The sequence below is a fragment of the Spongiactinospora sp. 9N601 genome (assembly GCF_044326295.1).
In the GTDB taxonomy this organism is placed as follows: domain Bacteria; phylum Actinomycetota; class Actinomycetes; order Streptosporangiales; family Streptosporangiaceae; genus Spongiactinospora; species Spongiactinospora gelatinilytica.
Genome location: NZ_JBIRBB010000054.1, coordinates 1 through 2,056, shown reverse-complemented (window position 1 = coordinate 2,056; position 2,056 = coordinate 1). Strand labels below are relative to the sequence as shown.

General features: G+C 65.3%; 4 protein-coding genes. 1 reads left to right on the top strand and 3 read right to left on the bottom strand.

The features are described 5' to 3' along the window. Positions 1-179 precede the first annotated feature (179 nt). Entirely contained in the window at positions 180-473 is a 294-nt protein-coding gene (locus ACH34R_RS44070) for a winged helix-turn-helix domain-containing protein (protein ID WP_397567614.1), read from the top strand. Here ACH34R_RS44070 and ACH34R_RS44065 read toward each other — a convergent pair. The 3 genes from ACH34R_RS44065 to ACH34R_RS44055 all read right to left on the bottom strand — a co-directional run bounded on the left by ACH34R_RS44065 (position 373) and on the right by ACH34R_RS44055 (position 1,792). Beyond that, complete coding sequence (locus ACH34R_RS44065) at positions 373-987, bottom strand: transposase (protein WP_397567613.1); 615 nt, start codon at positions 985-987, stop codon at positions 373-375. The genes ACH34R_RS44070 and ACH34R_RS44065 overlap by 101 nt on opposite strands. 386 nt (positions 988-1,373) lie before the next feature. Beyond that, complete coding sequence (locus ACH34R_RS44060; RefSeq protein WP_397567612.1) at positions 1,374-1,646, bottom strand: hypothetical protein; 273 nt, start codon at positions 1,644-1,646, stop codon at positions 1,374-1,376. Beyond that, positions 1,643-1,792, bottom strand: a complete 150-nt coding sequence (locus ACH34R_RS44055) for a hypothetical protein (RefSeq protein ID WP_397567611.1) — start codon at positions 1,790-1,792, stop codon at positions 1,643-1,645. Before ACH34R_RS44055 ends, ACH34R_RS44060 begins: the two co-directional genes overlap by 4 nt. Positions 1,793-2,056: the final 264 nt, after the last annotated feature.

The window sequence follows — 2,056 nt, the reverse complement described above, 5'->3', positions numbered from 1 at the left end:
TGGCCATCGGCCTGGTCCGCCTGATCGGCTGGACCAACATCGCCGCCGCCACCGATCACTACCGCAGCCACCCAATGGACGGCCTACAGCTACTCGGTCTTACAACCTGAGAACGCTTCGGCCCTGGCCGGGGGTGAGAAGTGCAAGCGACTGAGGCTCAGCTGGCCGCGTTGCCGGCGATGCTGTACGAAGGGCCAGCCGCACACTGCTGGGCGAGGATCAGTGCTGGACCTTGGCGCGGATCGTCGAGCTGGTCTGGGCGCAGTTTCGAGATCTCTTACACGCTGTGGAGGTTGGACTATCTGCTGCATTGGATGGGCTGGCGCTGGCAGATGCCGCCCCGACGGGCAGCCGAGCGTAACGAGCAGGAGATCACGCCTGGCGTGATGATGTCTGGCTGGAGGGAAGTGCTGTCAACGACGGCCAAATTCTGGATCTGGCCCACATCTCATGATCGTTACGGCCGCCTGTGAGCCTCACGTGGTGAGGTGCGAAGGTGGCGCGGCCGTAGGTCTGCCGCTTGAGCATCTTGACGCGGTTGACGTTGCCCTCAACTGCACCTGAGCTGTGCGGGAGAGTCAGCGTGTTGAGGATGGCGGCGTGATCGCGGCGTAGCCCGAGGGTGAAAGAGCGCAGGTAGGGTAGGTCGTCTGCGTCGACGTTCGTCATCCAGCCCTCCAGCCGGTCACCTTGTCGTTCGAGCATCATCTCGGCGAAGCCCCGCACGTGGCCGGTGAGGGCGTCGAGGTGCGGGCAGTCGGCCAGCGCGTTCTTGAGCGTGACCTGGTCGTCGCTGTCCGGGTTGTCGGGATGGGTCATGATCCAGCTGGCGAGGGTGCGGACCTTGGGCGGCTTGGCGGCCGGGGGCAGCGCGGTGCGGGATTCGCGGAACGGGGCCAGGTAGTCGCGGACTGAGCCGTAGCTGTCACGATAGCCCTGAGCGGCGATCTCGCGGTACAGCTCCAGGACGTTGGTGCAGCCCGTCATTCCAACATTCGTGCAGGTAGGGCTTGTAGGGATCGAGTTTGCTTGGCCGTCCGGCCAGGCAGGTATCCAGGACGTCCTCGATGGCCTTGGCCCGGTAGAACCTGCGGACGGTCTTCTTGGCCAGGCCGAGTTCGCGCATGATCGGCTTGATGCCCTTGCCTTCAGCTTCAGCGCTTGGACCTGCTCGTAGCGCTCGCGGGTGCGCACCACGATCGCGATGGTTTCGGCGCGGGCCGTGGCCGCATTAGCGGCTAGTTGTTCCAGGTCACGGCCTGGCCGGTCCGCGATCGGAGGCGCCGGGGCGGGGTCTAGGAGGTGCAGGCAATGGTGGTGCTCGGCCACCGCGGTCTTCTCGACGTACTCTCCTAGGTTGTTCCAGAGAGATGTCATCGGTCGGCGGCTCTCGGGTGGCGGGACGAAGCTGGGGCGCAGCATCTGCCGCTCGGCCACCTTGCATAGCCAGGCCGCGTCGATCCGGTCCTCTTGGGGCGTCCGGGCAGGTGCTTGACGTCGCGGGCGTTGACCAGCCAGGTCTCGAAGCCGGCTGCTTCTAGCAGGTAGAAGACCGGCTTCCAGTAGTCGCTGGTCGCTTCGATGACCACCCGGGTCACGCCGAGCGCCCGCAGGTGATCGGCCATGCCCAGCAGAGGCCGGGTCATCGTGGAGGGAAGGTGATCTCCTGCATGCGGCGGCCGGGCCGCCGGTCATCGGGGACTGGCACGCAGCACACCAATGTGGCCTTGCCTATGTTCAGCGCGGCGATACGCTCGATGATCTCTTCGTGGTCTTTGGCCTCTTCCAGCATCGCGCCCTCCCAGGCAAGCCGATCCGACAGCAACGAACCCCGCACGGTGCCCGCAAGAGCCGCCAGGGAAGAAGCGAATCTAGTCCGCGTGCTCGAAGCGACAGTGAAGGGCCCATGGCGCGGCTCCCGGCGTCCGACTAGTGGCGCATCACCGAATCTTGCTGGGGTTATTGATCTCGGCGAGTGAGCACGCCAGCCTTGTCCCGGAGTAGTTCTGGGAGGTGGTCGTGGCACGTAAGCCCGAGGTGTTCGTCCGGCCGTTGT

What these genes read in the sequence shown, in the direction of transcription:
- ACH34R_RS44070 (WP_397567614.1), top strand. Translation starts at nt 180, where the DNA reads ATGCTGTACGAAGGGCCAGCCGCACACTGCTGGGCGAGGATCAGTGCT.
- ACH34R_RS44065 (WP_397567613.1), bottom strand. Translation starts at nt 987, where the DNA reads ATGACGGGCTGCACCAACGTCCTGGAGCTGTACCGCGAGATCGCCGCT.
- ACH34R_RS44060 (WP_397567612.1), bottom strand. Translation starts at nt 1,646, where the DNA reads ATGACCCGGCCTCTGCTGGGCATGGCCGATCACCTGCGGGCGCTCGGC.
- ACH34R_RS44055 (WP_397567611.1), bottom strand. Translation starts at nt 1,792, where the DNA reads ATGCTGGAAGAGGCCAAAGACCACGAAGAGATCATCGAGCGTATCGCC.